Here is a 26,325-nt window from a genome sequence, read left to right as displayed (position 1 = left end):
TCGGACGCGGAGCGCATGGCCGAACACCGATTGCGCATCGACCCCGCGGGTACACCCCGCGCCACCATCGTCATCGTCCCGCCGCTGTTCGAGGAAGCGAACCGCACGCGCCGTACCCTGGTGCTCGCGATGCGCGCGCTTGTAGCGAACGGTTTCGCAGCGCTGCTTCCCGACCTGCCGGGACAGAATGAGAGCCTCGTTCCGCTCGTCGAGGTCGATCTGGATCGCTGGCAGGATGCGCTGGCCGAGGTCATCGCGGGCAACGATGGGCCCGCCATCATCGCATCGGTGCGCGGCGGGACGCTGATCGATCATAAGGCGAAGGCCACTGCATGGTGGCGGCTCGCGCCCGTCGGCGGCGCATCGCTACTCCGCACCTTGATGCGCGCGCGGGTGAGCGCCGACCGTGAAGCTGGCGTGAGGTCATCGCTGGAAGATCTGCAGGCGGCCGCGCGATCCGAAGCCCTTCTGCTCGCCGGCAACGCGCTGTCGCCGGCGATGATCGCAGGGCTGGGCGCCGCCGAGGCGCAACCGGTCGCCCCGCTGCGCAGCATCGGTATTGGCGCCGACGGCATCGCCGGCACACCGCTCTGGCTGCGCGCCGAGCCGGGCGAGGATGCGGCGATGGCGCGCGCCATTGCCGCTGACATCGCCGCATGGAGCAAGTCATGCGGCATCAGCTGAACTTTTCCTGCGAAGGCGCGGCGCTGGCCGCCACGCTCGACGACGCGGAGGGCAGCACCGGCCTGCTGATCGTGTCGGGCGGCAACGAGATCCGCAGCGGCGCGCATCGCGGCATGGCGACACTGGCGCAGCGCGTCGCCGCGGCCGGGCATCCGGTGTTTCGGTTCGACCGGCGCGGGGTCGGCGACAGCGAAGGCGACAATGGCGGCTTCGAAAGCAGCGGGCCCGATATCGCCGCAGCGATTGCGGCGTTTCGCGAGGAATCGCCGCAGGTCTCGAGCATCGTTGCGTTCGGCAATTGCGATGCGGCAAGCGCGTTGTTGCTTCACCAGCCGCTGGCGATCGATGGACTGATCGTCGCCAATCCGTGGACGTATGAGAGCGACGCCGACGGCACGGACGAGGAACCCGCGCTGCCTCCGGCGGCGGCGATCCGGGCGCGCTATCTGTCGCGGCTCAAGGACCCGAAAAGCGTGATCAGGCTGGTCAGGGGCGAGGTCGATTTCCGGAAGCTGTTTCGCGGGCTGTCGGCGCTCAAGGCACCGACTGGCCCCGCTGCGCCCGACAGCCTCGCGGCACGGATCGACGACGCGATCGCCCGGCTGGAAGGCCCCGCGACAATCCTGCTCGCGACGGGCGACCGGACCGCGCAGGCTTTTATGGAAAGCTGCCCGGCGGCGCTTGATCGCGTTCCGGTCAGGCGCCTCGCCAGCCCGTCGCACAGCTTTGCTGGCGACGATGGGGAGTGGTTGGCGGCACGAATCCTTGAAATATTGAAGTAATCGCGCCGCCGTCCTCGATGCCGATCTCGGCTTAGAGGTTGGGAGCTGGCGGCAAACTACCTCCGCTTCGTCGTCCGGGACTTGGTCCGGGATCCGTAGCTGCGCCGTCGTCGTGGATCCAGGATCAAGTCCGGGACGACGATGAAAGGAAGGGCAGCTTCCGGTCGTCAACCACCGCTACAGGCCGCTCACGCCGTCGCCATCGCGTGATATTCGGCTTCGGCGAGGAAGCGTTCGGCGTCGAGCGCAGCCATGCAGCCCATGCCCGCGGCGGTCACCGCCTGGCGATAGATTTTGTCGGTGACATCACCCGCGGCGAAGACGCCCGGGATCGAGGTCAGCGAGGTGCCCGGCGTGACCTGCAGATAGCCGTCGTCATCAAGCGGCAGCTTGCCCTTGAACAATTCGGTCGACGGACTGTGGCCGATCGCGACGAAGCCGCCATCGGTCGGCTCGTGGCTCGCCTCGCCGGTGACGGTGTCGATCAGGTCGACGCCGACCAGCCCCGACACGCCCTCGCCCGCGACGAAACGCTCGACGCGCTTGTTCCATAGCGTCCTGATCTTCGGATTGACCATCAGCCGGTCCTGCAGGATCTTTTCGGCGCGCAGGCTGTCACGGCGGTGAATCAAGGTCACATCGTCGCTATGGTTGGTCAGATAAAGCGCTTCCTCGACCGCGGTATTGCCGCCGCCGATCACCACGACCTTCTTGCCGCGATAGAAAAAGCCGTCGCAGGTTGCGCAAGCCGAGACGCCCTTGCCGCCCAGTTCCTGCTCGCCCGGAACGCCGAGCCATTTCGCCTGCGCGCCGGTCGCGATCACCAGCGTTTCAGCCATATAGACGTCACTGCCGTCGCCGGTCAGCTTGAACGGGCGGCGCGACAGGTCGACATCGACGATCGTGTCCCAGATCATGCTGGTACCGACGTGCGTCGCCTGCGCGGTCATCTGCTCCATCAGCCACGGGCCCTGGATCACCTCTGCGAAACCCGGGTAATTTTCGACGTCGGTCGTGATCGTCAGCTGGCCGCCGGGCTGGAGCCCCTGCACCACGATCGGCATCATGCCCGCGCGCGCGGCATAGATCGCCGCGGAAAGGCCGGCGGGGCCGGAACCGAGGATGAGCATCTTGGTGTGGTGAACGGCGGGCATGGCGATCTTTCTTGAACTGCGCGGCAGGCACAGATGGGTGTTGCCAAGTGCGCTAGCAAGGGTCACCTTCCGCGCCAAGGGGAGACTGGCGAATGGCAAGCTGGTGGGAACGTCATGGAGTACCACGCCTGATCAAATGCGCCTGTTCGCAGGGGCAGGTCATGAAGCTTCGAAGCAAGGTCGTGCCGCACGCGCGCGGGCATGTGCTCGAACTGGGCTGCGGCGGCGGGATCAATATGGAATTTTATCGCCCGGGACAGGTCGAGAGTTTTTCCGGGCTCGATCCCTCGCCCGAGCTGCTCGCGATGAGCAGGGCGGCGGCTGCAGCACGGGGTATCGACGCCGACATCCGGGGCGGCGTCGGCGAGGCGATGCCGTTCGAAAACGGGCAGTTCGACACGGTGGTCACCACCTTCACCCTCTGTTCGGTCGCCGATCAGGCGGCGGTGCTTGCCGAGATCCGCCGCGTGCTGAAGCCGGGCGGGACCGCGCTGTTCCTGGAGCATGGCGCCGCACCCGATGCGGGCGTCGCGAAATGGCAGCGGCGGATCGAGCCGATATGGAAGCGCATCGGCGGCAACTGCCACCTGACCCGCCCGATCAGCAACGCCTATGCAAAGGCGGGGTTTTCTGTCGATCGGCAGGCCGCTTCCTATATGCCGAAAACGCCGCGGCCGTTCGGCTGGGTCGAATATGGCGTGGCGCGAGTGCAGGCGTAGGTGCGGCTGAAAGTGGCAGGAAGTTGACGATAGAGATATGTGCCCCGGCGAAAGCCGGGGTCCAGAATGCTGACGCCAACCCGGCATATTTCCGCACTGGGCCCCGGCTTTCGCCGGGGTACACGACCGGCCGCTCCCCACCCCAATGCCGACGCTCCGCCCGCGCGAGGGGAAGGCTCCCGAACCTAGGCCTTCTCGCCCGCCTCGACCAATCCGTGCCCCACGCTCACCCGCTCGTCGAAGACGAAGCAGTTGCCGTGCCAGCGGCTGTCGGCCTCGGGCACCTGTTCGAGATAGGCGAGGATGCCGCCCTTCAGGTGGACGACGTCTTCGACCCCTTCATGGCGGAGGAAAGCGGTCGATTTTTCGCAGCGAATCCCGCCGGTGCAGAACATCGCGACGCGCTTGCCCGCGAAACGGCCGGCATTGGCGCGCCACCAGTCGGGGAAGTCGCCGAAGCTTTTCGTTCCGGGATCGATCGCGCCGGCGAAGCTGCCATAGCCGACCTCGAAGGCATTGCGCGTGTCGATCAGCACGGTGTCCGGATCGTCGACGAGGGCATTCCAGTCGGCGGGATCGACATAGGGCGCGGCCTCGCGCGCGGGGTCGAGCCCCGGCACCTTCATCGTCACAATCTCTTTCTTGAGCCGCACCTTCATCCGCTGGAACGGCATCTCGGCGGCGGTCGAATATTTGACGTCGAGCGCAGCACAGTCGGGGAGCGCGCGGATATGGTCGATGACGGCGGCGATCCCGGTTTCGCTGCCGGCGATCGTGCCGTTGACCCCTTCGCAAGCGAGGAGCAGCGTTCCCTTGATGCCGTGCCCGGCGCAGATGTCGAGAAGCGGCTGGCGCAGCATGGCGGGATCGGCGAACGAGGCGAAGCGATAGAGGGCGGCGACGGTGAAGGTCATGGCGGCTGCCCCCTTACCCGTTTGCCCTGAGCTTGTCGAAGGGCGGCTCTTGTCTTCATCGCCCGTGAGAAAGACCGTGTTTCGGCAAGCTTGGCACGAGCGGATTTGATGTGGGGCCCCTACCCGAAGGGATCGCTCCGCCCGGTCGCATATTGCGCCATCGCCATCGTGGTCCACTGCGCGTTGACGCGGATGCAGCTGGGAAAGACGCTGGCATCGGTGACGAGCACATTGGTCGTTTCGTGGACACGGCAATCGAGGTCGACGACCCCGTGCTGCGGATCCTCGTTGATGGCATTGCCGCCGTGGGGGTGGCTGCTCGACAGGGTGACATCATCCTGTTCGCGGATCGCATCGCGGAAGAAGGCGTCGATATCCATGTCGGGCGTGACCGTCTGCCCCTTTGCCAGCGCCGGATAGCATTCGAGCGCGCCGGCGGCGAAATGGACCTTGGTGAGCGTCGCCATCGCGTCGCGCAGCACCGGCAGATCTTCACTGGGGTCGAGCCGGAATTCGAGCTTGCCGTTCTTCACGCGCCCACGCCGGTCGGCCGGGAACAGGATTCCCGCCGAATGGACGCGGCCGAAATTCTTCATGCGGTCCGCATGGTCGCCGAACCAGCCGGGCATCAGCGACGCCATCGACATCGGGGGCTGGAAATGGCTTTCGAGCAGATAGTCGCCGCAATCGACATAGCTCGACATCTGATCCTCGTCCCACGCATCGCCCCCGACCCCTTCGGGCATCAGCGCGACGACGGGCGAGGCGACGTTGAGCGATATCTGATAGCCGGTGCGGTCGATATCGCTGCGATCGAGCAGCTTCGACGAGGCGATCGTTCCCGCCGCGACCACGACGCCGACGCGCGCGCGGACGAGCTTTTTCGACCCGTCGGGCAGGACCAGCTTCACCGCCTCCGCCTCGCGCCGGCCGTCATAGGCGGTCTGCCAGACGATCCGCTCGGCCTTGGTGTCGGGCAATATCCGCGCCCCGAAATCGCGGCACGCCTCGGGCAGATAGGTCTGCGCGATCCCCATGCGGCGGCCATAGGCGCAGCCCGAGTTGCAATAGCCGCAATAGGCACAGGCGTTGGCGGTGTTCGGAGGGCCGAAATTCTTGGCGAACCAGTCGGTTATGGCGCGCTGTTCGCGCGGGTTGCTGGATGCTGCGGCATAGTTGTTCCAGCCGTTGATCAGGTGCGGGCCGTTGTGGCGCCCGCTGCGCGGCTCGATCGGCGCGATGCCGAGCCTCGCCTGCACCGCGTCATAGCTGGCATGAAAGGCGGCGGCGTCGATCGGCGCGCCGATGCTCGCCCATTTGGCGAGCACGTCCGGCGCGTCGGGGTGCGTGCGTCCCGCTTCGTTGACGCGGAGGCATATCCCGTTGTTGATCGTCGACGATCCGCCGACGCAGCGCCCCTGGAACACGACGAAATCGCGATTGGTCGAGGTTTGCAGCGCGCCATGCTTGTAGAGCCGCGCGATCATGTCGAGTTCGTGATGGGTGATCTCGTGGGTGGGGCAAAAGGGGCCTGCCTCGACGATCAGCACCTTATAGCCCTGTGCCGCGACATTGCGGGCGGCGACCCCGCCTCCCGCGCCCGATCCGATGACGACAACGTCATATTCGTCCTCGATCGTGTCGGCGCCGAGAATATAGGCGGGATCGACCTCGCGCCCGACGACCGGCGTCAGCGGGACGTCGTAGTTGCCGCGCGCCCGGAACTTCGGGAGCGTGAAACCGATCTGCCGGTGCACCGGATTGGCGGCGTTGGCGCCCTGGTCGCCGGGTTCCAGTCCCGGCTGCCAATGGCCATAATAGCAGGCGTAGATGATACCGCGCAGCCGCGCCATATCCTGAAACAGGTCGATCTGGCTGTTCTTGAGGCGATCGGTCAGCCTCTCCACACGGTCCGCGACATCATTTTCGGTGAAAAAGGGCCCGCCTAGCACCAACTCGGTCGCGGTCAGCGACAGCCGGATCTCGTCGAGCTTGGTCCCGCCGACCTTTTCGAACAGCTCGCAGACATTGGTCACGACCTGATCGGCCGAAATCACCATCTCGGCTTCGTGGAACAGCGCCTCGGTCAACGCCTTCAGAAATTTGCGCTGCCCGAAATTGAACGGTGCCGTCATCGCCCTGCCCCCCTTGTCCTGCTCCGCAAAATGCCGCGTTATAGCGGCCAGGAGCAAGCTGTATTGTATGGGATCGCCAGCTATGCGGTGCGCGCCAATTTTTCGGGCGCAAGGAAGGGCTGCACGACCGCCATTGCCCGCCCGACATAATCGGCTTTCTCACCGACCGGCGCGACATAGTGAAGCGCCTCTTCGGCGGCCGCGGTCCCGGCGAGGCGCGCGATGATCCACGCCGAGAGATATTGCGACGCGAGGCAGCCGCCCGCCGTCGCGACATTGCCGTGCGCGACGAAGGGCGCGTCGAGCACCTCCACCCCCGCCTCGATCACCCACGGCTTGGTGGTGAGGTCGGTGCAGGCGGGAAGATCGCCGATCAGCCCGAGCCGGGCGAGCAGCAGCGTTCCCGAGCATTGCGCGGCGACGAGCTGACGCGCGGGGTCGAGCCGGATGCGGCCGAGCATCAGCGGATCGGCCGCGATCTCGCGCGTCCTGATGCCGCTGCCGATGATCACCGCATCGGCCTTTGCCGCGAAGTCGAGCGGTTGCTGCCGTTCGATCGTCACGCCGTTCATCGAAGTCACCTTCGGCGTCGGCGCGGTGATATGCGCCTCCCAGCCCTGGCCGCGCAGGCGGTTCAGGATCGCGGCGGCGACGAACGAATCGAGCTCGTTGAAGCCGTCGAAGGTCAGGACCGCGATCTGCACGTCAAAACTCCCGCAAAAGATGAAGGGACAAAGGGGCCGCGCCTATACCGCGCCTTCGATGACATCATCAACCTTCGGCGATCGAATGGTGGCGCGCCTCGACTATGGCGCCGCGATGCAATAGTATCGAGCGATCAGCGCAGCGCGATCGTCAGATGCGCGACCGCGACGATATCCGTCAGCCGGTCGCGCAATTCCTCGCACCGCACATCTCCCTTTACCTCGACGATCGCGGCGCGCGCCTCCGGCCCGACGCGCCAGACGTGGAGGTCGGTGACCACCGCCCCCGCCGCCTCGACGCGGCTCCGGATCGCCGCGGCGGCTTCGGCATCGTTCGTGTCGAGCAGGATCGCGGCGGTGTCGCGCATCAACCCCCACGACCAGTGCGCGATGACGAGCGCCCCGACGACGCCCATCACCGGATCCATCCAGTAGAGCCCGAGATAGCGCCCCGCGAGCAGCGCGCCGATCGCGAGCAGCGAGGTCAACGCGTCGGCGAGGACATGGAAATAGGCCGAGCGGAGATTGTTGTCGTGGCCGTGGTGGTGATGCGCATGATCATGGTCGTGCCCATGATCGTGGCCGTGATGATGGTGCCCGCCCATCAACAGCAGCGCGCTGACGATATTGACCGCAAGCCCCAGCACGGCGACGAGCGTCGCACTGGCGAAATCGACGCGCACCGGATCGATCAGGCGCAGGAAGGATTCGACCGCGATCCCGATCGCGAAGATGCCGAGGATCAACGCCGAAGCGAAGCCGGTCAGGTCGCCGACCTTGCCGGTGCCGAAGCTGTAGCGCGGATCGTGGCGATGCTTTTTCGCATAGCGATAGGCGAGCGCGGCAAGACCGAGCGCCCCGGCGTGGGTCGCCATGTGGAAACCGTCGGCGAGGAGCGCCATCGACCCCGTCCAGTAACCCGCAGCGATCTCGGCGACCATCATCACCGCGGTCAGCGCGACGACCCACAGGGTGCGCTTCGCATTCTCGTCATGCGCGGCGCCGAGGAAATCATGCAAATGCTGGGTGGGGACGGATTCGGACATGCCGCCTATCTATTTCGCATCGTAGCCTGTTCGACAAGGGGCGCGGCGCGGGCGATGGAACCTGACGGCTTTTGGGCAGAGAGCGGGCGTTGCTTCGGGAAGCTCATCCGGCAACGCTGGATTGGCGGCGACACCTCCATTCCTCTAGCTTGATATCCTTGATTGCAGGACAAACATAATCATACTTATCGTATGAGTTGCGTTCAGTTTCGGACTTGTCGAGAAACTCCGCACCCGTTGCATCGCAGGTGCAATCAGGGCAATCGGGTAACACACAGCCGGTGGGGTAGTAATCCACTCGAAAGTAACCTGCCGCTTGCAATTCAGCGATGGTTGGCGCGTCGGCCGCTGATATCGCCTCATATGGAGCGGCATCCACCCAGCCCGTTTCTGAATTGCGGCCCTTATCCTCTGTCGCGCACCCGCCGAGGACTGCAACTATTCCTAATATCAGATTACGCATCGCCGCGTGCCTCCAAATCGATCCGGCAAAAATCTAATTGGCGCGCTCAATGTCCGCAATCGGTCGAAACCCGACTAAGGATAGCTCACCGTCTTCGGCACCTCGGGGATCGGGATGAACTCCTCGCTGTCGCCGGGGACGAGCGGGAATTTGCGGTCCTTCCATTCCTGCTTGGCATCGTTGATGCGATCACGCGAGGAACTCACGAAATTCCACCACACATGGCGCGGCGTCGTGAACGCCTCGCCGCCGAGCAGCATCACGCGTGCGTCGGTTTCGGCGCGCAGCGTCATCGCCTGTCCGGGTTTCAATATGTAAAGGCTGTAGCGGTCGAGCAGCTCGCCATCGAGGCTCGCGTCGCCGAGCGCGACGAGCACCGCGCGCTCGTCGGCCTCGGCATCGACGGGCAAGCTCGCGCCGGCGTTCATCAATATGTCCGCATAGATGGTCGCGCTGTGCTGCGTCGTCGGTGCGGTGACGCCCCACAGGCTGCCCATGATCACCCGGGCCGAAACGCTGCCATCTTCCACCAGCGGCAATTTGTCGACGGGCACATGCTCGAACGCCGGGTCGATCTCTTCCTTGCCGTCGGGCAGCGCGAGCCAGGTCTGCATGCCCGAGATGCCCGATCCGGTCGCGCGCTCGGCCGGCGGCGTGCGCTCCGAATGGACAATGCCGCACCCCGCGGTCATCAAATTGCATGCGCCGGGGCGGATCGTCGCGAAAGTGCCCAGACTGTCGCGATGGTCGATCGCGCCTTCGAAGAGGTAGGTCAAAGTCGACAGGTTGATATGCGGGTGCGGGCGCACGTCCATCCCTTGGCCGATGTCGAAATGCGCGGGGCCGAACTGGTCGACGAAGATGAAGGGGCCCACCATCGTCCGTTCCTTGTTGGGAAGCGTGCGGCGCACGTCGAACGCGCCGATGTCGTGGGTCGAGGGGGTGATGACGGTGAACATCAATCGAGCCTTTCCAGCGTCTTTCGGGTCTTTTCGGTTTCGACATTGCCGGTGTTGCGCGTCGAATTGGGTTCGAGCAGGACGACGTGACATTCGCCGTCCAGCGCCTCGGGGCAATGTTCGGTGCCGTGCGGCACGATGATGAATTCGCCGGGCTCGACGATCACGTCGCGACCCTGAAACGCCATCTTCATCCGGCCGGCGACGACGAGGAACAACTCGTCCTCGGTGTCATGATGATGCCAGTCGAACTTGCCGTCGAGCTTCACCAGCTTGACCTGGAAATTATTGATGTCGCCCGCGACGCGCGGGTTCCACGCATCGGCGATTTTGGCGAAGGCTTCGGCCAGGTTGACCTTGTCCGCCATCGTCATTCTCCCGGCGCGGTCGCGCGGATCGCCAGCGCATGGACGCGCTGGCCCGGCAGATCGCCGAGCGCCTTGTTTACCGTCCGCTGGCGCATTACGCGGTTCATTCCCGCAAAGCCGGCCCACTCGATGCTCAGGCTGAAATGCGATTCGCCGCTGCCGTCGTCACCGGCATGGCCGTGATGGCTGGCGCTGTCGTTGCTCAGGATGAAATTTGCGTCGGGAAAGGCTGCGGCGAGCAGGCTTTCCATCTCTTGCTGTACGGGGCCTTTGTTGCTCATGGGGTTGACCATAAGCGCTCCGTCGCCAAATTATAAGGCCTCCCAAAGATCAGCTTGCCGCTCCGATTCCGAAAGCCTCTCGTGCCGTCTTCCGCCCGCCCCTCCCGATTCCATGGTCGCGTCCCCCGCGAGGAACGCTGCGCCGCACCCGGCTGCCGCGAAGCCGGCGAGTTTCGCGCACCCGTATCGTCGCACCGCTCGGCCGACGGCCCGCCGCCCTATCGCTGGCTGTGCCTCGACCATGTGCGCGAATTCAACGCCGGCTATAATTTCTTCGAAGGCATGAGCGCCGACCAGATCATGGCGGCGCAATCGCCGACCGCCGGGTGGGAGACCGAAAGTCGCGCATTTCGCCCTGCGGGCAGCGCCGACCTGCCGCCGCGCTGGGCCGATTTCAAGGATCCGATGGACGCGCTCGGTGCGCGGTTCCGGCAACGCATGGACGCGGCGCGGCGCGAGGCGGCCAATCCCGGCCTGTCGCGCGACGAGCAGGACGCGATGCAGTTGATGGCGCTTCCCGCCGACGCCGACCGCGCGGCGCTGCGACGCCGCTACAGCGAGTTGGTGCGCAAATATCATCCCGACCGGAATGGCGGCGATCGCAGTTTCGAAACCCGTCTGGGTCAGGTAGTGGGGGCCTATCAACTGCTGAGGAAGAGCAAGGCGTTCGCATAGGAGAGGCGCGATGACCGACCTGGATGAAGCACGGATCGCGGTGGTGCGCCGCCACATGGCGCTTGAGATCACGCACGATTGGGACGGTGTTCTCGCGACCTTCGACCATCCGCGTTACGAACTGATGGGCCCCGGGACGATCTTCGACGGCGAGGCGGCGGTCAGATCCTATTTCGCGTCCTCGCGCGAGCCCTTTCCGGACCAGGCGAACGAGGTCATCGCGATCGCCGCCGACGCCGCGACGAACACGGTGCTCGTCGAATTCTGGCTGACCGGCACGCATCTTGGCCCGCTGAAGCTTGGCGTGCGGACGATCGAACCGACGGGCAAGGCGTTCCGCATCCGCATGGCGGCGAGCTTCGAGTTCGCGAACGGCAGCGACAAGATTGTCTGCGAACGTCCCTATTACGACCAGTCGGCGGTGATGAAGGCGCTGGGTCTGCTCTGAAAGGCGTTGCAAGCCGCAACCCATGACGATACCGCGACAGCCGAAGCGCCGCCCGGCGGCGACTCTCCCCGTTTGCTTGCTGGACTTTGCCATGACCGATATCCCGAACAGCCTTCCCGACCATCACGGCTCGACGCTCCTTTCGGCGCCCGATGTCGAGATCGACGCGCGCGAGGTGTTCGGGGTCGATATCGACATGAAGGTGCCCGCGTTCAGCGAGGCCGACGAGCGCGTCCCCGACCTGGACCCCGCCTATGTCTTCGACGGCGACACGACGCTCGCGATCCTCGCGGGCTTCAAATACAACCGTCGCGTGATGGTGCAGGGCTATCACGGCACCGGCAAGTCGACGCATATCGAACAGGTCGCGGCGCGGCTGAAATGGCCGTGCATCCGTGTCAACCTCGACGCGCATATCAGCCGTATCGACCTGGTCGGCCGCGACGCAATCGTGCTCCGCGACGGCCAGCAGGTCACCGAATTTCGCGAAGGCCTGCTCCCCTGGGCGCTGCAGACCCCGACCGCGCTCGTCTTCGACGAATATGACGCCGGGCGTCCCGATGTGATGTTCGTGATCCAGCGCGTGCTCGAGACCGAGGGCAAGCTGACGCTGCTCGACCAGAACCGGGTCATCCGCCCGAACCCCTATTTCCGCCTCTTCTCGACCGCGAACACCGTCGGGCTCGGCGACACGAGCGGGCTGTATCACGGGACGCAGCAGATCAACCAGGGCCAGATGGACCGCTGGAACATCGTCGTCACGCTGAACTACCTCCCCGCCGCGACCGAAAGCGCGATCGTCCTCGCCAAGGTACCGAACACCGACGACACGACCGTCGCCAATATGGTCAAGGTCGCGGACCTGACGCGCCAGGGTTTCATCAATGGCGATATATCGACCGTGATGTCGCCCCGCACCGTGATCAGCTGGGCGCAGAACACCGCGATCTTCAACAATATCGGTTTCGCGTTCCGCCTCTCGTTCCTCAACAAGTGCGACGAGGCCGAACGGATGATCGTCGCCGAATATTATCAGCGCGTGTTCGGCGAAGACCTGCCCGAGAGCGTGATCGGCAAATGATGCGGCTGCGCCACCTGACGGTGGCGTTCGGCGCCGCGCTGACGCTGTCGGGGTGCAGCATCGCGGCGGTCGATTATGGCAAGATCCGCCACGCCGACTATGTCGCCGACCCGCGCTGCACCGCGCAGTCCGGCACGGCGGTCGATGACGCCGCGCTACCCTATTTCTTCGCCACGAGCCGCCTGCCCGACTGCCGCACGAGCGAGATCGAGCTGCTTCGTCATCGGGGCGACCAGATACGTTACGGGCGCTTCGATGCGCCGCGCGACGTCATGGTAGGCAAGAAGAAGCGCTTCCTGCCCCCGCTCGCCTTCCAGACCTCGGCCGACTGGTGGCGCGCGCTGCAGGCCGAAACCGACCGCAGGCAAGGGCGCGTATTGCTCTATGTCCACGGTTACCGCGAGAATTTTTCGACGACGTCGAAGGACGCCGCGCAGATCGCGCGGATGACGGGCTTCGACGGCCCGATCATCGAATATAGCTGGCCGTCGCAGGGCAAATTTCTGAGCTATGTCGTCGACGAGACGAACATGTATCACGACGTCCGCAATTTCCGCGATTTCCTGAAGTCGCTTGCCGAACAAAGCTGGGTCAAGGAGATCGTCGTCGTCTCGCACTCGCTCGGCGCGCGGCTGGTCATCCCGGCGGTCGCCTATGTCGACCGCACGTCGAGCAGCGCCGACAGCAGCAATATCTCGAACATCATCCTCGCCTCGCCCGATATCGACCGCGAGACGTTCGAGCGCGATATCGAGGAAGAAGTGTTGTCGGCGCGACGCGTGGCGGTGGGCCGCCGGATCACCGCCTATGTCTCGCGCGCCGACAAGGCGCTCGCCGCATCGCGCGCGATCCACGGCTATCCGCGGCTCGGCTCGCCCTATTGCTTCAACCCGTTCGAGGCCGCCGCGCTGAAAGCCAAGGGGCTCCCCGAACGCTGCTATCCCGTCGCACGCCCGGGGCTGATCGTGATCGACACGACCGACGTCTCGCGCGGATCGACCGGACACAGCAATTTCCTGCGCAGCGCCGTCGTGTGCCGCGATTTCATCGATGTGGTCGCGAACAAGCGCACGCGGCCCGAGCGCGTCGCGACGGAGTGGTCGCATGTCTTCCGCCTGATGCCCGATCCGACGGTGCCGAAGGATGGCGACGATGCGATCTGCCAGCGGACGCCCGAAGTCGAAGAGCCGCAGTAAGACCCTAAAAGCCGCACATGATCGCGAAATTGGTGAGCCAGACGACCGGCCCCTCACCGGTCCAGAGCCAAAGCCCGCCAAGCGCGATCAGAGTGAAGAGCGCGAGCGCGACCCAGTCCTGCCGCGCCAGCTTCATGCTGGCTTCAGCCGTGTGACGGGCGCGTCGGCGATCGGCAAGTGGACGAGCCCCGCGAACAGCCCGAGCGCGATCGAGAAGCCCCAGGCGATATTATAGCTGCCGGTAGCGTCGAAGATCAGCCCCGCCATCCACGCGCCGAAGAAGCTGCCGAGCTGGTGGCTGAGAAAGACGATGCCGTAAAGCATCGAAAGGTAGCGGATGCCGAAGATCCGCCCGACGATCCCGCTGGTGAGCGGCACCGTGCCCAGCCAGAGGAAGCCCATCGCGCCCGCGAAGACGAGCGCGCTCGCATGGTTCAAGGGCAGGAAGAGAAAGAGCGCGATCACCGCCGAGCGCGCGGTGTAGAGCGCCGACAGCACATATTTCTGTCGCAGCAAATCGCCCGCGCGGCCGAACACGTACGAACCGAGGATGTTGAAAAGCCCGACGAGCGCGAGCACCTGCGCGCCGATTTCGATGCCCAGTCCCTTGTCGTCGAGATAGGCCGGCAGGTGCGTCGCGATAAAGGCGATATGGAAACCGCAGACGAAGAAGCCCGCGTTGAGCAGCCAGTAGCCGCGGTGTCCCGCCGCCTCGCGCAGCGCCTCGCGCGCGCTTTGCTCGACTTCCAGGGTCAGGCCCCCTTCGCCGTCAGTGCGACCCGCGACACCGATCGCGAGTAGCCCGCACAGCGCGACGAGCCCGGCCATGATCCACAGCGTCTGATGATAACCGATGTCGCCGAGCAGCATCGACGCCAGCGGGACGACGAGGAACTGGCCGAGCGAGCCGCCCGCGGTGACGATGCCGAACGCACCGCTGCGCTTCTCTGGGCTGACGACGCGTCCGACGGCGCCGAGCACGACGACGAAGGTCGTCGCCGACTGCGCCATGCCGATGAGCAGGCCGAAGCTGATATGGAGTCCGATCGCGTCGGTCGCGAAGGCCGCACCGATCAGCCCGAGCGCATAGAGTAGCGCGCCCGCGAGCACGACGCGCCCCGCGCCATGCTTGTCGGCAAGCGCGCCGACGAAGGGCTGAACAAGGCCGAAGAGCAGGTTCTGGAGCGCCATCGCGAGGCCGAAGTCAGAGCGGCTGATGCCGATATCGACGCTCATTTGCGGCAGGAACAGGCCGAACGACTGGCGCACGCCCATTGCCAAGGTGACGATGAAGGCCGCGCAGGCGATGACGACCCAGGGGCGTTTCATGGGGAAAAGTGCGAGGGAGCTCATATTGCGCCGGATGCTCCCGCCTTCGCTTGGCGTCAAGCGAGCTTAGCTATGCCCCGGCCTACACCCACTTTCGTCACCGCGGACTTGATCCGGGGCCCATTTCCGCCGGTGAAGCCATGGAACCCCAATCAAGCCCGGGGTGACGATGAAAGGGATTTCCTTCGGCACCCAAAGCCGGTTAGAGCCGATTCGAAATGTCTGCCTCCACTCCCCTCGACGATTTCAAGGCCGCGCTGTCGAGCGTCGCGCGCGCGGTGACGCGCGATGCCGAGGTCGAGGTCGGCTTCACCGCCGACGCGCCGGCGCAGGTCGGCAAGGCGATCAAGGTGCCGACGCCGTCGCGCACATTGCCCGCCGACCAGGTCGCCGAGGCGCGAGGTTTCGCGGACGCTTATGCGCTGCGGATGAAGCATCACAGCGACAAGATCCATAATGCCGCCCGCCCCGCCGAACCCGTCGCCGCCGCGGCCTTCGACGCGATGGAGCGCGCGCGCGTCGAGGCGCTGGGCGCGCGGCATATGAACGGGATGCGCGGCAATCTGGCGGCCAGCCTCGCGATGCGGATGCGTAGCGATCCGATCAGCCGGGCCCAGAATCGTGAAGACGTACCCATTTCGAGCGCGCTCGAACTGATGCTGCGCGAGGCGCTGACCGGCGAGCAGGCGCCGCAGGGGACCGAAACCGGCCTTTCGCTTGTGCGCGAATGGATCACCAACGAGGCGGGCGGCGACCTCACCGCGCTGTCGATGCTGCTCGACGATCAGGCGGCCTTTGCCGAAACCGCGAAACTGGCGCTGCGCCACCTCGACCTCATTCAGAGCGACGAGCCGCTCGAGGAGGGCAGCGAGGACGGCGGCGAGCAGGATGAGAGCGAGGCCGAAGAGAGCCAGGAAGAGCAGGAAAGCGAAGACGGCGGCGCCGGCGAAAGCCAGGTCGATGCGCGCGCCGAAATGGCGGGCGATCAGGCCGACGACGGCGACAGCGACCCCGACGCACAGGAAATGGAGGCCGACGGCGAACCCGAAATGGGCGGCGAAGGCGACGAGGGGATGCTGCCGGTGCGTCCCAACCGCCTGCCGAGCGACATTCCCGATTTCAACTATCTGCGCTTCACCGAAAAGCATGACGAGATCGTCGCCGCGACCGAGCTGTGCGATGCCGATGAACTCACCCGCCTGCGCGCCTATCTCGACCAGCAGATGACGCATCTGCAGGGCGCGGTGACCAAACTCGCGAACCGCCTCCAGCGCCGGTTGATGGCGCAGCAGAACCGCGCGTGGGATTTCGACCAGGAGGAAGGCCAGCTCGACGCCGCACGGCTTGCGCGCGTCATCGTCTCGCCGGGCCAGTCGCTCTCCTACAAGATCGAGCGCGATACCGATTTCCGCGATACCGTCGTCACCCTACTCATCGATAATTCGGGGTCGATGCGCGGGCGGCCGATCAGCATCGCCGCGATCAGCGCCGACATCCTCGCGCGCACGCTCGAACGCTGCGGCGTGAAGACCGAAATCCTCGGCTTTACCACGCGGACGTGGAAGGGCGGGCAGAGCCGCGAGGACTGGCTAGCCGCGGGGCGCCCTGCGCACCCCGGCCGCCTCAATGACCTCAGGCACATCATCTACAAGCCGGCGGACGAGCCCTATCGCCGCGCGCGCAAGTCTCTGGGGTTGATGATGCGCGAGGGGCTGCTGAAAGAGAATATCGACGGCGAGGCGCTGATGTGGGCGCACCATCGCATCATCAATCGCCCCGAGGAACGCCGCATCCTGATGGTGATCAGCGACGGCGCGCCGGTCGACGACAGCACGCTGTCGGTGAACCACGGCGCCTATCTGGATCAGCACCTTCGCCAGGTGATCGAATGGATCGAAAACCGCTCGCCGGTCGAGCTGTGCGCGATCGGCATCGGGCACGACGTGACGCGTTATTACAGCCGCGCGGTGACGATCATGGACGCCGAACAATTGGGCGGGACGATGGTCGAGCAATTGGCAGGGCTGTTCGATATCGATTGAGGGGCGACCGGGCACGCGATGCGGCGCGCCCGGACAAGATCACGAATTCTCAGTTTGCCGGCTCGACCGGGATCGCGGCGGCGGTGGCGACCGGTTCCGCCGCGGGCGCGATCGGAGCTACCGGCGTCGTCTCGGCCATCCGCACAGCCAGCGCCTTGTCGAACTCGGCATGGAAGGCATTATAGGGCTCGGCAAACGCCACGGGCTTTCCGTCCGAATAGGAGGATCCCATGCGCGCCTTGGCTTCGACCGTCTGCAGTTTGATCGACATACGGGTCAGCGCGGGCGAGATTGGCTCGACGAATATGGACGCGACCTGGGTCAGTTTCTTCTTACCAAACCCCCAGAATATATTATAGACCAGCTTTGATTTCGCATCGGTCTCTGCCGTTATTGTTCCCGCATCCTTGCTTGCGTTGATGTTGACGTAACCCATCTCCTGCAGCGCAGATATGGATGAACGGAAAACGATGTCGACACCCCCCTGGATTTCGCGTTTTTGCAGCGCGTCCAGCTGCACCTCGCTCAGTTCTACCGGCTTCGGTTCTTTTTCCTTTGCCGATACTGCAGCAGACGTCATCATCATCGTCGCGCCCAGCACGACCAATGCCACTTTACGCATTCAAACCCCCCTTTGAAATTGGCTTTCCCCTGCGTTGACTGGATAGGATCGAATTCATGCTTTGCAACCATTTTACGAAAGGCGGCGATGCCGCCCGAAACCCGAGGGTGCATCGCCGGATGACAACCCCTTTCCCCCTCGTTACAAACCCTTCCCGGTGCAACAGGGACTCGCGGCCCAAGACGAGAGCCAATGCGCCGAAATATATGCTGAAGGTCGCCGGCATGACGTGAGGCCGCACCGATGGGGTGCGCGGCTGAGGGGGCGATTTTAGCATGAAAAAAGCATCCGACCTGTTCATCGAGTGCCTGGAAGAAGAAGGCGTCGAATATATTTTCGGCGTTCCGGGCGAGGAAAATCTCGATTTCCTCGACAGCCTTTCGCGCTCGACCAAGATCAAGCTGATCCTGACCCGGCACGAGCAGGGCGCGGGCTTCATGGCCGCCACATACGGACGCCATACCGGCAAGACCGGCGTATGCCTTGCGACGCTCGGGCCGGGCGCGACGAACTTCGTTACCGCGGCGGCCTATGCGCAATTGGGCGGCATGCCGATGATGATGATCACCGGGCAAAAGCCGATCAAGAAATCGAAGCAAGGCCGCTTCCAGATTCTCGACGTCGTCGCGATGATGGGGCCGATCACCAAATATACGCACCAGATGGCGTCGTCGGACAATATCCCGAGCCGCGTGCGCGAAGCCTTCCGCCTCGCCGAAGAGGAAAAGCCCGGCGCGGTGCATATCGAGCTGCCCGAGGATATCGCCGACGAGCATACCGACTCGACCCCGTTGAAGCGCAGCCATTCACGCCGCCCCAACGCCGATTCCAAATCGATCCGCGAGGCGGTGAAGGCGCTCGAAAATGCGAAGTCGCCGGTGCTGGTGATCGGCGCGGGCGCGAACCGCACGATGACGAGCCGGATGCTGCTGCAATTCATCGAAAAGACCGGCATACCCTTCCTGACGACGCAGCTCGGCAAGGGCGTGATCGATGAGCGGCACCCGAAATTCCTCGGCTGCGCAGCATTGAGCGCGGGCGATTTCGTCCACCGCGCGGTCGAGGCGTCCGACTGCATCGTCAATCTTGGTCACGATGTGATCGAAAAGCCGCCCTTCTTCATGCAGCGCGGCGGCCCGACGGTGATCCATGTGTCGACCAAGACCGCCGAGGTCGATCCCGTCTATTTCCCCGACATCGAGGTGATCGGCGACATCGCCAACGCGGTCTGGCAGATGAAGGAGGACATCGTCCCCAACGGCGGGTGGAAGTTCGATCACCTGCTCGCCTATCGCAAGGCCGAGGTCGAGCATACCGCGTCGCTGGCGAAGGACGAGCGTTTCCCCATCTTTCCGCCGCACCTGGTGCAGTCGGTTCGCGATGCGATGCCCGACGACGGGATCATCTGCCTCGACAATGGCGTCTACAAGATCTGGTTCGCGCGCGGCTATACCGCGTGCAAGCCGAACACGGTGCTGCTCGACAATGCGCTCGCGACGATGGGCGCGGGGCTGCCGTCCGCGATGATGTCGGCGATGGTCTATCCGGGGCGCAAAGTCATGGCGATCTGCGGCGACGGCGGCTTCATGATGAACAGTCAGGAGATGGAGACCGCGGTGCGCCTCGGCCTCAACATCACCGTGCTGATCCTCAACGACAACAGCTATGGCATGATCCGCTGGAAACAGGCGAACATGGGCTTCAAGGATTGGGGGCTGACCTATGGCAACCCCGACTTCGTCAAATATGCCGAGGCTTATGGAGCCAGCGGCCACCGCGTCGAAAGCGCGGCGCATCTGAAGGAACTTCTCACGCATACGCGCGATACTCCGGGGGTGCACCTGATCGACTGCCCGGTCGATTATTCGGAGAATGACCAGATTTTGAACAATGATATCAAGCGATTGTCGAAGGAGCTGTAAAGGCTTCCACCGCTGATTGAACGCGACAATCCACAATGGGTCGATTTGTATGATCGGCTGAACGGTTAATGCCGCCCCTGGGTCCCCGCTTTCGCGGGGATGACAATGTTTCAGAGTGTCGGAGAATGATTGTGAAGTTGAAAGACGTCTATCCGCTCTATCTCAACAACAAGGCGGTGCAGCCGAACACCGACCTCGAGGTGATCGACAAATTCACGGGCGAGGTTGCATTCCGCACCGCGCTCGCGACCCCCGACGTCATCGACGAAGCGATCGCGGGCGCCGTGCGCGCCGCCGAGCCGATGGCGCGGCTGGCGAGTTTCGAGAAGCGCGATGTGCTCAGCCATTGCGTCGGGCGATTTCAGGAGCGGTTCGACGAACTCGCCTATGCTTTGTGCGTCGAGGCGGGGAAGCCGATCGCCGACAGCGAGGGTGAGGTCACCCGCCTGATCGATACCTTCCGCATCGCCGCCGAGGAAGCGACGCGCAATTATGGCGAGGTCCAGCCGCTCGACGTTTCGGCGCGCGCAAAGGGCTATATGGGGATGTGGAAGCGCGTGCCGATCGGTCCGTGCAGCTTCATCTCGCCGTTCAACTTCCCGCTCAACCTCGCCGCGCACAAGATCGCGCCCGCGATCGCGATGGGCTGCCCCTTTGTGATGAAGCCCGCGTCGCTGACGCCGCTCGGCGCGATCATCATGGGCGAGGTGCTCGCCGAATGCGATATATTGCCCGAGGGTGCGTTCAGCATCCTGCCCGCGACCCGCGCGGGCGCCGACCTGTTCACCACCGACGAGCGCCTGAAACTCCTGTCCTTCACCGGATCGCCGGGCGTCGGCTGGGATTTGAAGGCGAAGGCGGGAAAGAAGAAGGTCGTGCTCGAACTCGGTGGCAACGCCGCGGTGATCGTCGACAAGGATGCCGACCTCGACCATGCGCTCGCGCGGATCATCTTCGGCGGCTATTACCAGTCGGGGCAAAGCTGCATCCATGTGCAGCGCGTGATCATCCATGAGGATATCTACGAGACCTTCCGCGACATGCTGACCGCGAAGGTCAAGACGTTGAAATCGGGCGATCCGAAGCTGCGCGATACTTTCATCGGGCCGATGATTTCGGGGAAGGAAGCGCAGCGGCTCAAGGGTTGGATCGACGAGGCGGTGGCCGCGGGCGCGACCCTGCTCGCGGGCGGCGGCTGTGAGGGCAATATGCTCGAAGCCGCGCTGCTTGAGAACGTGCCGTCCGACACCGACGTCGTGCGCGAGGAGGCGTTCGGCCCCGTCGTCATCCTGTCGAAATTTACCGATTGGGAAGCCGCCCTCGCCGAGGTCAACGACAGCAAGTTCGGGCTGCAAGCCGGGTTGTTCACGCGCGACATCCACAAGGTCCTCGACGCATGGGATCATCTCGACGTCGGCGGCATCGTCGTCAACGATGTCTCGTCCTACCGCGTCGACAATATGCCCTATGGCGGGGTGAAGGACTCGGGCCTCGGCCGCGAGGGCGTGCGCTTCGCGATGGAAGATATGAGCGAAATCAGGAATTTGGTGATCAGGCGAACCTAGGCTCCCTCCATCTCGTCATTGCGAGCGTAGCGAAGCAATCCAGGGCGGTTTACGCACGCTCTGGATTGCCGCGTCGCCTTCGGCTCCTCGCAATGACGAGGATAAAATCCTTCGTCCGTCACCAAACCGCCTTCAAACCGTCCCCGAACCGACGCGGTTTTGAATCGCACAGTGTCACAAAACTCCTGTCTAGGCCGTGGGCAGCCAGAGGCTGCTTACGGAGTGTGACATGGCCACGATTTCGACCCTGCCCATCCCCGCGCGTTTTCCCGACCCCTTCACGACCGACCCGCATATCCCCGAGCGCGTGATCGGCGAACGCCGCAGCTATCGTACCGTGTGGGTCAGCGACATCCACCTCGGCACGCGCGGGTGCAACGCGCCGCTGCTGATCGACTTCTTCGACCATGTCGATTGCGAGACACTGTATCTCGTCGGCGACATCATCGACGGCTGGCGGCTCAAGAAGCGCCATTTCTGGCCGCCCGAGCATAATGACGTCGTCTGGCGCGTGCTCAAGCGCGCCAAGCGCGGCACGCGCGTCGTCTATGTTCCCGGCAACCATGACGAAATGTGCAAGCCGTTCGACGGCTTCGATTTCGGCGGCGTCGAAATCCGCCGCGAGGCGGTGCACGAGACCGCCGACGGCCGCAAATTGCTCGTCGTCCATGGCGACGAGTTCGACGCGGTGATGCTCGCACACCGCTGGCTCGCCTTCGTCGGCGATGCCGCCTACACCGCGCTGATGAAATGCAATGTGGTGGTGAACCGTATCCGCAGCGCTTTCGGCCTGCCCTATTGGTCGCTGTCGATGGTCGCCAAGCACAAGGTCAAGAACGCAGTCCAGTTCATCGGCCGCTATGAAGAGGTCGTCGCCCACGCCGCACGCTCGCGCGGGGTCGATGGGGTGGTGTGCGGGCACATCCACAGCGCCGAGATGCGCGAGATCGAGGGCACCGAATATTATAACGACGGCGACTGGGTCGAAGGCTGCACCGCGCTGGTCGAACATCATGACGGCACGATGGAAATCCTCTACTGGGCCGAAGAGGTCGCCGCCCGCAACGCCCCGACGAAGCTCGCGCTGCCCGCCGCCGCATGAGGATATTGATCGTCACCGACGCGTGGGAGCCGCAGGTCAACGGCGTCGTCCGCACGCTGCAGGCGACGATCGGCGAATTGCGCGCCGCGGGGCACGAGGTCGGGGTGATCTCGCCCGACCTGTTCCGCTCGATACCCTGCCCCTCCTATGCCGAAATCCGCCTCGCCTTTGCGGGCCGGCGCGCGGTCGGGCGCCGTATCCGCGCTTTCGCACCGCAGGCGATCCATATTTCGACCGAAGGGCCGCTCGGCCTCGCCGCGCGGCGCTGGTGCCTTGACAACGGCTTTCCCTTCACCACCGCTTATCACACGCGCTTTCCCGAATATGTCGCGGCGCGACTGCCCGTGTCGCCCGATTTCGTCTGGCGCTTCATCCGCTGGTTTCACCGCCCGGCGCGGCACATCATGGTCGCGACGCGTAGCCTGGCGCGCGAACTCGCCGAACAGGGCCTCGATCAGACGATGATGTGGGAACGCGGCGTCGATCACGACCTGTTCCGCCCTGATCGCGCCCCGCACCCCGCATTTGAGGGGCTGGCACGGCCCATCCAGCTTTATGTCGGGCGCGTCGCGGTCGAAAAGAATATCGGCGCCTTCCTCGATTGCGACCGGCCGGGCACGAAAGTCATCGTCGGCGACGGCCCCGCGCTCACCGAATTGAAGGCGCGGCATCCGGGTGCGTTGTTCCTCGGCAAGCTGGGCGGCGAAACGCTCGCGGCCGCCTATGCCGGCGCCGACGTCTTCGTCTTCCCCAGCCGCACCGACACCTTCGGCTTGGTCATCATCGAGGCGCTGAGTTGCGGCACGCCTGTTGGCGCCTATCCGGTGCCCGGCCCCGGCGATATCGTGCGCGATGGCGCCGGGGCGCTCGACGAGGATCTCGGCCGCGCCATCGACACAGCGCTGCTATGCGATCGGGGCGACGCCGCGGCGCTCGGCACGCGCTACAGCTGGTCGTCGTGCACGGCGCAATTCGTGAAGGCGCTGACGTTCCTGCCGGCCGGTCCGGGGGCGGGCGCCCCGGCCGCGATGCCACGGCTCGCGTAGATTACGGGGACGGCAGGAAGCGACCGATTGCGGACATATCGGAAACGATGCAGGATCGGTCGATGTCCCGTATCAATGATCAACTGCTCACCCGGCTACCTCTCCGAGATATCGAGAGAGTGACCTTCTATAAGCGCGATGAAATCACGACAGATCTAATCTACTGCGACATCATTGCGGGTGATACGACTTGGTCGTTTCACGAAGAGACCGCGGGATGGGATTTGCTGCTGCGTCACTTGCAGAAACTTCCGCAGTTTCGCGCCGACTGGTACGAGTCGGTATCGCAGCCGCCCTTTGCGCTCAGCGAGATTGTCGCATTCAGCCGATAGCATGAGCGTCCGCTTCCCACCCCAAAGCCGCCTTCCCGCGACGGCCTAGAAGGCCTTGCGCCACTCCAGCTCGACATAGCGGCCGAGCGGATCGGTATAGCCGGGCTGGTAGTTCAGCGGCACGACACCGCTGGCGTCGGTCACCTTGCGCTGCGCGTCGAACAGATTGTTGACCGACAGGCGCAGGCGCGATCCTTTCAGGAAAGGCAGGTCGTCGGTCAGCTTCGGCATCTGGTTGAAATCGGCGAAGAAGCGCAAGTTGAACGTCGCGAGATCGTGGAACTTCAGGTCGCCATTGGCGCCGCCGACGATGCTGCTGCCACTGTCGTATTTCGCGCTGACCCGGGTACCGAAGCCCTTGTAGAACAGGCCGCCGTCGAGTTCGACGAGGTGGCGGTTGGTGCCGCCGCCGCTACCCGTCGCCGATCCGTTCAACAGGTCGAGTTCGGGGACGCCCGGTCCGATCAGCACTTTGTCGGTCAGCTTGACGGTGTGGTAGAGCGACACCTGCCAGCGTCCGCCTTGCTGCTGCCGTCCGCCGAACATGCCGCCACGCCCGCCGCCGCGGCCGCGGAAACCGCCCCCGCCGCCGCCGCGACGCTCCCCTGCTTCGGCCGGGGGCCGCTGTCCTTCGGCGGGCGGCGGTGCGGCCTCGCCGCCCTCACGCGGCGGCGGCGCGTCGGCATCGCCCGGGGGCGGACCGCCAGCGCCGGTGCGTCCGCCGCCGAAACGCCCGCGGCCGCCACCCTCGCCCGCGTCGCCCTGGCCAAAGCTCCTGCCGAAATTGAAGCCCCAGCGGATCTGCGAATTGGTCGCGCGTTCGAAATTGACCGGACGCTGGTCGATCGCGAGCAGGGTCCCGTCGTCGTCGCGGATCACACGGCCGGGGAATGCCGCCTCGATCTCTGGGGTCAGCAGTGGGAAATTGTTCGCGGTGTCGTTGCTCTGGTTGCGGTTGTAGTTGATCGAGAAACGCAGGCCTTCGACCATCGGCACCTCCCAGTTCAGCCCGACCTTGAGGTCGCGGCGCTGCTCGGCGAGCAGGAAGGGATTGCCGCCGGTGATGGTGTTGATCAACACGGTCTGGCCGGTCTGGAAATCATAATAGGTCACGCCCTCGGTCTCGAGCGGCGCCGCGCCGAGCTGGGTCATGCTGGGGGCCGCTTCGTCGCTGGAAAAGCTCGTGAGCAGCGACAGATTGTCGGTGATGCCCCAGTTCAGCGTCGCACCCCAGCTCGTCAGCGCGGAAAAGTCGCTCGGTCGCTCGGCTTGGGCGTTGAGGGTCAGCGACAGGCGGCCGATATTGCCGACATCATATTCGGGGTCGAGCAGCGGGACGGTGAGCGAGCCGAAGACGCTCGGCGTGTCGCGCGCCAGCTCGGTCGTCGTGATGTCGAGACCGCGTTCGGTGCGGCTGTCGAAGCGCTGCCCGCTATAGCCGCCGGTGATCGAGGCGCGGATCGGCCCCGCCCAGCCGTCGACGACGCTGCCCGAGATATTGGCGTTGGTGCCGAAGCTTTGCTGGCTGCTGTCGAACCGGTCGCGCGCGCCGCTTTCCTGTTCGGTGAAGGTGCGTTGGTCGGCGTCGGCATAATTGCCGGTCACCGACCAGCGCCAGTCGCCGAGCATGCCGTTGACGCTCGCCGAGCTGGTCCAGTTCTGCGAGCGGGTGTCGCGGCGGCGGGGATCGTCGGGATTGCCGTTCCGCGGGCCGAGCAGCGACAGGCTGTCGGTCTGGTCGAAACGCAGGCTGACCGACGCCTCGGTCACCTTGTCGATGTTACGCACGAGCGTGCCGTCGATGACATATTCGTCGCTCGCGGCGGCCAGGCTGCGCGCGGGTGCGCCGGCTGCGAGGACGGGATCGTCGTAAACGAGATCGCGCTCGCTTTCGCGCAGCATCGTCTGATGCTCCCAGCTCGCATTGAGGTTGAGCCGGCCGTTGTCGCCGATCGCCATGAAGGCGGGCTCGAGCTCGTTCTTGAATTGCCCGCCCTGCGTCGGGATCCCGGCTTCCGCCTCGACCGAAATCTGACGGAAATCGGGCTTGAGCACGAAATTGACGACGCGCTCGGTCGCGGCATAGCCATATTCGAGCGCGACTTCCTCAGGGAAAATCTCGACCTTGGCGATCGCTTCGGGCGGGATGTTGCGCACCGCGCCGAAGCCCGAAATGCGCCGGCCGTTGACGAGGATGACCGGCCGCCCGCCGCGCCCGCGGCCCGATCGCGTCTGCGGTTCGAGCGCATCGAGCAATTCCTCGATCGACGAGGCGCCATAGCTCGCGACCGCCGCCTCATCGAGCTCGGCTTCGGCCCTGATGTCGGTGGCGAGCTGGCCCGCGAGCCGCGGGGCCGTGACGATGATCTCGTCCTCGCTATATTCGTCATCCTCCTCCTGATCCTCGGGTGCCGCGGGTGCGGCCTCGGCCGGCTGCTCGGCCACCGCCGTCGCCGCGGCGGGACCGATCGGCGTCGCTGCGATCACCGGCAGCGCGAACGAGGCTCCGGCGGCGAGCAGGGCGGCGCGTGCGGAAATGGAGAGACGGATGTTATTCATGGGGGAGAGCCTTTGTTTCTTTTCTGTCTTCGTTTTTTTCTTCGCATGGCAGCGCTTAACGCCCGCTGACGCCGCGCTTTGTTCGCGGTTCATCTATGTCGCGCAATTGTCGCAACAATGTGTCGAGGCCATGCCCGTTCGACGGGCGCCCCATATCGACCGCTGGACAGCATGAGCCTTCGCCCTTATCGGCCAGC

Annotated in this window: 26 protein-coding genes; 13 read left to right on the top strand and 13 right to left on the bottom strand. The window is 64.8% G+C overall.

Annotated features, from left to right (window positions below; translation table 11 throughout):
• Positions 1–15 precede the first annotated feature (15 nt).
• The gene (locus VSX79_RS03550) at positions 16–684 is read left to right on the top strand and encodes an alpha/beta hydrolase family protein (RefSeq protein ID WP_326914430.1); all 669 of its coding nucleotides are present in this window, start codon (positions 16–18) and stop codon (positions 682–684) included.
• On the top strand, positions 669–1,466 hold the full coding sequence (locus VSX79_RS03545) for a hydrolase 1, exosortase A system-associated (protein WP_326914429.1): 798 nt from the start codon (positions 669–671) through the stop codon (positions 1,464–1,466). The genes VSX79_RS03550 and VSX79_RS03545 overlap by 16 nt, the downstream gene beginning before the upstream one ends.
• Positions 1,467–1,654: 188 nt before the next feature.
• On the opposite strand, the gene trxB is transcribed toward VSX79_RS03545, so the two are convergent.
• Positions 1,655–2,620: a thioredoxin-disulfide reductase gene (trxB, locus tag VSX79_RS03540; RefSeq protein ID WP_326914428.1), complete on the bottom strand. Its 966-nt coding sequence runs from the start codon at positions 2,618–2,620 to the stop codon at positions 1,655–1,657.
• Between the two features lie 92 nt (positions 2,621–2,712).
• On the opposite strand from trxB, the gene VSX79_RS03535 reads away from it, so the two are divergent.
• On the top strand, positions 2,713–3,339 hold the full coding sequence (locus tag VSX79_RS03535) for a class I SAM-dependent methyltransferase (RefSeq protein ID WP_179499814.1): 627 nt from the start codon (positions 2,713–2,715) through the stop codon (positions 3,337–3,339).
• A gap of 185 nt (positions 3,340–3,524) precedes the next feature.
• Here the strand turns inward: VSX79_RS03535 and trhO are convergent, their stop codons facing one another.
• From trhO to VSX79_RS03495, 8 genes are all read right to left on the bottom strand, one after another.
• Entirely contained in the window at positions 3,525–4,253 is a 729-nt protein-coding gene (trhO, locus tag VSX79_RS03530; protein ID WP_326914427.1) for an oxygen-dependent tRNA uridine(34) hydroxylase TrhO, read from the bottom strand.
• A gap of 119 nt (positions 4,254–4,372) precedes the next feature.
• Positions 4,373–6,388 (bottom strand): GMC family oxidoreductase N-terminal domain-containing protein, encoded by a 2,016-nt coding sequence (locus VSX79_RS03525; protein WP_326914426.1) that lies wholly within the window; start codon positions 6,386–6,388, stop codon positions 4,373–4,375.
• Between the two features lie 80 nt (positions 6,389–6,468).
• A complete protein-coding gene (locus tag VSX79_RS03520) occupies positions 6,469–7,092 on the bottom strand; it encodes a DJ-1/PfpI family protein (RefSeq protein ID WP_179499811.1) in 624 nt (207 codons plus the stop codon).
• A gap of 134 nt (positions 7,093–7,226) precedes the next feature.
• Positions 7,227–8,138, bottom strand: a complete 912-nt coding sequence (gene dmeF / locus VSX79_RS03515; protein ID WP_326914425.1) for a CDF family Co(II)/Ni(II) efflux transporter DmeF — start codon at positions 8,136–8,138, stop codon at positions 7,227–7,229.
• A 103-nt stretch (positions 8,139–8,241) separates the two neighbouring features.
• Positions 8,242–8,601 (bottom strand): hypothetical protein, encoded by a 360-nt coding sequence (locus VSX79_RS03510; RefSeq protein WP_326914424.1) that lies wholly within the window; start codon positions 8,599–8,601, stop codon positions 8,242–8,244.
• A gap of 74 nt (positions 8,602–8,675) precedes the next feature.
• Positions 8,676–9,560, bottom strand: coding sequence for a pirin family protein (locus VSX79_RS03505; RefSeq protein WP_326914423.1), 885 nt, complete (start codon positions 9,558–9,560; stop codon positions 8,676–8,678).
• Positions 9,560–9,928, bottom strand: coding sequence for a cupin domain-containing protein (locus VSX79_RS03500; protein WP_326914422.1), 369 nt, complete (start codon positions 9,926–9,928; stop codon positions 9,560–9,562). Before VSX79_RS03500 ends, VSX79_RS03505 begins: the two co-directional genes overlap by 1 nt.
• A 2-nt stretch (positions 9,929–9,930) precedes the next feature.
• Positions 9,931–10,209 carry a BolA family protein gene (locus VSX79_RS03495; RefSeq protein WP_407697246.1) on the bottom strand — a complete coding sequence of 93 codons (279 nt, stop codon included), beginning with the start codon at positions 10,207–10,209 and terminating at the stop codon, positions 9,931–9,933.
• Positions 10,210–10,290: 81 nt separating this feature from the next.
• On the opposite strand from VSX79_RS03495, the gene VSX79_RS03490 reads away from it, so the two are divergent.
• The 4 genes from VSX79_RS03490 (at position 10,291) to VSX79_RS03475 (ending at position 13,609) form a co-directional block, all read left to right on the top strand.
• Entirely contained in the window at positions 10,291–10,884 is a 594-nt protein-coding gene (locus VSX79_RS03490; RefSeq protein ID WP_326914421.1) for a J domain-containing protein, read from the top strand.
• Positions 10,885–10,894: 10 nt separating this feature from the next.
• Positions 10,895–11,332 (top strand): ester cyclase, encoded by a 438-nt coding sequence (locus VSX79_RS03485; RefSeq protein ID WP_326914420.1) that lies wholly within the window; start codon positions 10,895–10,897, stop codon positions 11,330–11,332.
• Between the two features lie 91 nt (positions 11,333–11,423).
• Entirely contained in the window at positions 11,424–12,413 is a 990-nt protein-coding gene (gene cobS, locus VSX79_RS03480; RefSeq protein WP_326914419.1) for a cobaltochelatase subunit CobS, read from the top strand.
• Positions 12,410–13,609 (top strand): alpha/beta hydrolase, encoded by a 1,200-nt coding sequence (locus VSX79_RS03475; protein ID WP_326914418.1) that lies wholly within the window; start codon positions 12,410–12,412, stop codon positions 13,607–13,609. Before cobS ends, VSX79_RS03475 begins: the two co-directional genes overlap by 4 nt.
• A 4-nt stretch (positions 13,610–13,613) precedes the next feature.
• On the opposite strand, the gene VSX79_RS03470 is transcribed toward VSX79_RS03475, so the two are convergent.
• Together VSX79_RS03470 and VSX79_RS03465 are read right to left on the bottom strand one after the other, a co-directional pair.
• Positions 13,614–13,745: a hypothetical protein gene (locus tag VSX79_RS03470; RefSeq protein WP_257018396.1), complete on the bottom strand. Its 132-nt coding sequence runs from the start codon at positions 13,743–13,745 to the stop codon at positions 13,614–13,616.
• Positions 13,742–14,938, bottom strand: a complete 1,197-nt coding sequence (locus tag VSX79_RS03465) for an MFS transporter (RefSeq protein WP_326914417.1) — start codon at positions 14,936–14,938, stop codon at positions 13,742–13,744. The genes VSX79_RS03470 and VSX79_RS03465 overlap by 4 nt, the downstream gene beginning before the upstream one ends.
• A gap of 218 nt (positions 14,939–15,156) precedes the next feature.
• Here VSX79_RS03465 and cobT point away from each other — a divergent pair, with 218 nt between their 5' ends.
• A complete protein-coding gene (gene cobT, locus VSX79_RS03460) occupies positions 15,157–16,980 on the top strand; it encodes a cobaltochelatase subunit CobT (RefSeq protein ID WP_179499801.1) in 1,824 nt (607 codons plus the stop codon).
• A gap of 49 nt (positions 16,981–17,029) precedes the next feature.
• On the opposite strand, the gene VSX79_RS03455 is transcribed toward cobT, so the two are convergent.
• On the bottom strand, positions 17,030–17,602 hold the full coding sequence (locus tag VSX79_RS03455; RefSeq protein ID WP_179499800.1) for a hypothetical protein: 573 nt from the start codon (positions 17,600–17,602) through the stop codon (positions 17,030–17,032).
• Positions 17,603–17,877: 275 nt separating this feature from the next.
• On the opposite strand from VSX79_RS03455, the gene VSX79_RS03450 reads away from it, so the two are divergent.
• From VSX79_RS03450 to VSX79_RS03430, 5 genes are all read left to right on the top strand, one after another.
• Positions 17,878–19,524, top strand: a complete 1,647-nt coding sequence (locus VSX79_RS03450) for an acetolactate synthase large subunit (protein WP_179499799.1) — start codon at positions 17,878–17,880, stop codon at positions 19,522–19,524.
• A 125-nt stretch (positions 19,525–19,649) separates the two neighbouring features.
• Positions 19,650–21,089, top strand: coding sequence for an aldehyde dehydrogenase family protein (locus VSX79_RS03445; RefSeq protein ID WP_326914416.1), 1,440 nt, complete (start codon positions 19,650–19,652; stop codon positions 21,087–21,089).
• Between the two features lie 229 nt (positions 21,090–21,318).
• On the top strand, positions 21,319–22,191 hold the full coding sequence (locus VSX79_RS03440) for a UDP-2,3-diacylglucosamine diphosphatase (RefSeq protein ID WP_326914415.1): 873 nt from the start codon (positions 21,319–21,321) through the stop codon (positions 22,189–22,191).
• Positions 22,188–23,237: a glycosyltransferase family 4 protein gene (locus tag VSX79_RS03435; protein ID WP_326914414.1), complete on the top strand. Its 1,050-nt coding sequence runs from the start codon at positions 22,188–22,190 to the stop codon at positions 23,235–23,237. Before VSX79_RS03440 ends, VSX79_RS03435 begins: the two co-directional genes overlap by 4 nt.
• A 62-nt stretch (positions 23,238–23,299) precedes the next feature.
• Positions 23,300–23,569 (top strand): hypothetical protein, encoded by a 270-nt coding sequence (locus tag VSX79_RS03430; protein WP_326914413.1) that lies wholly within the window; start codon positions 23,300–23,302, stop codon positions 23,567–23,569.
• A 45-nt stretch (positions 23,570–23,614) separates the two neighbouring features.
• Here the strand turns inward: VSX79_RS03430 and VSX79_RS03425 are convergent, their stop codons facing one another.
• Entirely contained in the window at positions 23,615–26,128 is a 2,514-nt protein-coding gene (locus tag VSX79_RS03425) for a TonB-dependent receptor plug domain-containing protein (protein WP_326914412.1), read from the bottom strand.
• Positions 26,129–26,325: the final 197 nt, after the last annotated feature.

The organism is Sphingopyxis chilensis, assembly GCF_035930445.1.
Lineage (GTDB): Bacteria > Pseudomonadota > Alphaproteobacteria > Sphingomonadales > Sphingomonadaceae > Sphingopyxis > Sphingopyxis chilensis.
The sequence above is the reverse complement of the archived record's forward strand: the minus strand, read 5'-3'. Positions and strand labels throughout refer to the sequence as shown.